Source organism: Pseudomonas sp. UBA4194, from assembly GCF_002379585.1.
In the GTDB taxonomy this organism is placed as follows: Bacteria; Pseudomonadota; Gammaproteobacteria; order Pseudomonadales; family Pseudomonadaceae; genus Aquipseudomonas.
Genome location: NZ_DFUE01000018.1, coordinates 84,446 through 88,575, shown reverse-complemented (window position 1 = coordinate 88,575; position 4,130 = coordinate 84,446). Strand labels below are relative to the sequence as shown.

At 63.5% G+C, this 4,130-nt stretch carries 2 protein-coding genes; both read left to right on the top strand.

What is annotated here, in order from left to right:
• The coding region (locus B3397_RS04845; protein WP_296247781.1) for a 2-oxo acid dehydrogenase subunit E2 at positions 1 to 975 on the top strand (975 nt) is incomplete at its 5' end.
• A 347-nt stretch (positions 976 to 1,322) separates the two neighbouring features.
• The gene (locus tag B3397_RS04840; protein WP_296247779.1) at positions 1,323 to 4,016 is read left to right on the top strand and encodes a sensor domain-containing phosphodiesterase; all 2,694 of its coding nucleotides are present in this window, start codon (positions 1,323 to 1,325) and stop codon (positions 4,014 to 4,016) included.
• Positions 4,017 to 4,130 lie beyond the last annotated feature (114 nt).

Genomic DNA, 4,130 nt, shown 5'->3' with positions numbered 1-4,130 from the left:
GCCGCCCCGACCGCCGCCGAGAAGCCAGCCGCCGCGCCCGCCGCTGCGGCCGGTGCCAAGGTTCACGCAGGCCCGGCAGTACGTCAGCTGGCCCGCGAGTTCGGCGTCGAGCTGAGCGCCGTGAGCCCGACCGGCCCGCACGGTCGTATCCTCAAGGAAGATGTGCAGGTGTACGTCAAGGCCGAGCTGCAGAAGGCCAAGACCGCACCGGCCGCGGCCGCAGGCGCCACCGGTGGCGCGGGCATTCCGCCGATTCCGGTGGTGGACTTCAGCCGCTTCGGTGAAATCGAAGAAGTGCCGATGACCCGCCTGATGCAGGCCGGTGCCAGCAACCTGCACCGCAGCTGGCTGAACGTGCCGCACGTGACCCAGTTCGACCAGGCCGATATCACCGAGCTTGAGGCGTTCCGCGTCGCCCAGAAAGCCGTGGCAGAAAAGGCCGGCGTCAAGCTGACCGTGCTGCCACTGCTGCTCAAGGCCTGCGCGCACCTGCTCAAGGAGCTGCCGGACTTCAACGCCTCGCTGGCGCCGAGCGGCAAGGCGATCATTCGCAAGAAGTACGTCAACGTCGGCTTCGCGGTGGACACTCCTGATGGCCTGCTGGTGCCGGTGATCAAGAACGTCGACCAGAAGAGCCTGCTGCAACTGGCGGCCGAAGCTGCGGCCCTGGCTGAAAAAGCCCGGACCAAGAAGCTCTCGGCGGACGACATGCAAGGCGCCTGCTTCACCATCTCCAGCCTCGGCCACATTGGCGGCACCGGCTTCACGCCGATCGTCAACGCGCCGGAAGTGGCGATCCTGGGTGTCTCCAAGGCCACCATCCAGCCGGTGTGGGATGGCAAAGCCTTCCAGCCCAAGCTGATGCTGCCGCTGTCGTTGTCCTACGATCACCGCGTGATCAATGGCGCTGCGGCTGCACGCTTCACCAAGCGTCTGGGTGAATTGCTGACCGATATCCGCACCATGCTGCTGTAACGCATGCGTCGGTAAGAAAACCCACCGCAAGGTGGGTTTTTTTTGCCCGCCGTTTGCCCGCGCGGTTCGGGCAATGGTTGCCACGTACCGCGACAGACCCTCGCGCCTGGGGGCTGGAACAAGCGGGCCAGCCCCCCAATTCTCGCTACGACAGCGCCCTTTTCCCTGTAAAAACAGCCATTTTTGGGATCCAATTCAAGGAATTTCGTACTTTGCCGACAACATGGAAGCACAGAGCCACTGTATCGCTTGTCAGTCCGAGCGCCATGATGCAACCTTGCCAGTAGCGCCAGCCGGCACCCCCGTCTAGCGCGCGCGATCAGCACTCTTGAAGCGAGTTCTTCTCAATGAAAAGCCAACCGGATGCCGCCAACCGCATGGTGGCCGAGGTAGTGACGCAATTACCGGTGCCCTCGCGCCTCGGTATGCTGCGTTTCGAGCGGCTTAATGAGGCGAACTGGGCGCTGCTGTTCCTTGACCCCGCATGCGAACGCGCCTTTGGCCTGCCGGCGGCCGAGCTGTGTGCCCTGATCGGCTCGCCCTACGCGAGCCTGATGGAACCCGAAGCCCGTTATCGGCTGCACGATGCCATTCAGGAACAGATCGCCAGCAAACCCAATTACCTGGTCCGCTACACCCTGCACACCGCCCACGGCCCCCTGCGCCTGATGGAGTTGGGCGAGCTGTTTCGTCAGCACAATCGTCAGCTGTTGCGCGGTTATCTGCTGGTGGTCGACGAGGCATTCGAAAGCGATGCCGCTTTCGCCGCCGCCGACCTGGAAAGCCAGAACAGCCGTCTGCAAATGGCCTTGGAGCTCAACCAATTGGCCCAGCAGGAACAGTTGCAGCACCTTGAGCGGGTCAGCGCCCAGCAGGCCTTGATCCTGAGCCTGGCGCGCCAGCGCTACACCACCAACAATCCATTGCTCGAAGCCGCCGAACTGATCACCCGCAATGCCTGCGAGATCTACGGCATCGACTGCGCCAGCCTGTGGAACCTGGAAGGCCAGCGACTGGAGCCGGTCACGGCCTACTATCGCAGCAACGGCACCCATCACCGCGCCGAAGCCATCGACGTCAGCCAGTACCCCGATTACCTGGCCGCCCTGCATGCCAGCCGTGCCATCGATGCCACCAGTATCGCCAACGACCCGCGCACTCGGGAGATGGCTGGGGTACTCAGCGCCCGCGATATCCATGCCATGCTCGATGCCAGTATTCGCGTCGACGGCCAGGTGGTGGGCGTGCTGTGCCTGGAACAGAGCAGCTCGCCGCGGCTGTGGCAGTCCGATGAAATCGCTTTTGCCGGGGAATTGGCCGACCAGTTCGCCCAGGTCATCAACAACTACAACCGGCGCGCCGCCACCAGCGCGCTGAACCTGTTCCAACGCGCCGTGGAACAGAGCGCCAACGCCTTTCTGCTGGTCAATTGCGACGGCGTGGTGGAGTACGTGAACCCCAGTTTCACCGCCATCACCCAATACAGCACCGACGAGGTCCATGGCCGGCAGTTGTCCGAACTGCCGGCACTGGAAAACCTCAGCGAGATGCTCTTCGATGCGCCGTCCAGCCTGGCCAACAGCAACAGCTGGCAAGGCGAATTCAAGAGCCGGCGCAAGAACCTGGAACCCTACTGGGGGCAGCTGTCGATTTCCAAGGTGTTCGGCGACGACCGCGAGCTGACCCACTACATCGGCATCTACGAAGACATCACCCAGAGCAAGCTGGCGCAGCAGCGCATCGAGCGCCTGGCGTACACCGACAACCTCACCAGCCTGGGCAACCGCCCGGCGTTCATTCGCAACCTGGACGAGCGCTTCGCCCGTGACAGCGACACGCCGATCAGCCTGCTGCTGGTGGACATCGACAACTTCAAGCGGATCAACGACAGCCTCGGCCATCAGACCGGCGACAAGTTGCTGGTCAGCCTGGCGCGTCGCCTGCGCAACAGCCTGAACCCCAGCGGCACCCTGGCACGCTTCGCCAGTAACGAATTTGCCGTGTTGCTCGATGACACTGACCTGGAAGCCGGCCAGCTGATCGCCAACCAGGTGCTCAAGACCCTCGACAAACCGATGTTCGTCGACAATCAGTTGATCAACGTCACCGGCTCCGTGGGCCTGGCCTGCGCGCCGGTGCATGGGGGCGATCCGCAGACGCTGATGAAGAACGCCGGCCTCGCTCTGCACAAGGCCAAGGCCAACGGCAAGCATCAGGTGCAGGTGTTCACCGAGGCGTTGAACGCCGAGGCCAGTTACAAGCTGTTCGTGGAGAACAACCTGCGCCGCGCCTTGACCCAGAACGAGCTGGAGGTGTTCTACCAGCCCAAGCTGTGCCTCAAGACCGGGCGCTTGTTGGGGATGGAGGCGTTGTTGCGCTGGAACCATCCGGAGAAGGGCATGATTCGCCCGGACCAGTTCATCAGCGTGGCCGAGGAAACCGGCCTGATCATCCCCATCGGCAAATGGATCGCGCGCCAGGCCTGCCGCATGAGCAAGGCGCTGACCGCTGCGGGGCTGGGCCGCCTGCAAGTGGCCATCAACCTGTCGCCCAAGCAGTTTTCCGACCCGGACCTGGTGTCTTCCATCGCGACCATTTTGCAGGAAGAGGATCTGGAGGCGCCGCTGCTGGAGCTGGAACTCACGGAAGGCTTGCTGCTCGAGGCCACCGAAGACACCCGCCAGCAGTTGGACCAACTGAAGAAGCTGGGCCTGACCCTGGCCATGGACGATTTCGGCACCGGTTATTCGTCGCTGAGCTACCTGAAGAAATTCCCGATCGACATCATCAAGATCGATCGCAGCTTCATTCATGAAATTCCGGACAACCAGGATGACATGGAGATCACGTCGGCGGTGATTGCCATGGCACACAACCTCAAGCTCAAGGTGGTGGCCGAAGGCATCGAGACACCGGCGCAGCTGGCGTTCCTGCGCCGCCAACACTGCGACGTGGGCCAGGGCTACCTGTTCGACCGCCCCATCCCCGGCGCCGACCTCATCCAGCGCCTGAAACGCTACCCCCGCGGCCCTGTGGCCTGATCAACTCGCCCTCCCCCGGTCCTGTGGCCTGATCGACCAACGCGCCCCCCCTGCCCCCGTGGCCTGATCAACCCGCGCCCCCCTGCCCCCGTGGCCCGGTCAACCCGTGCGCGC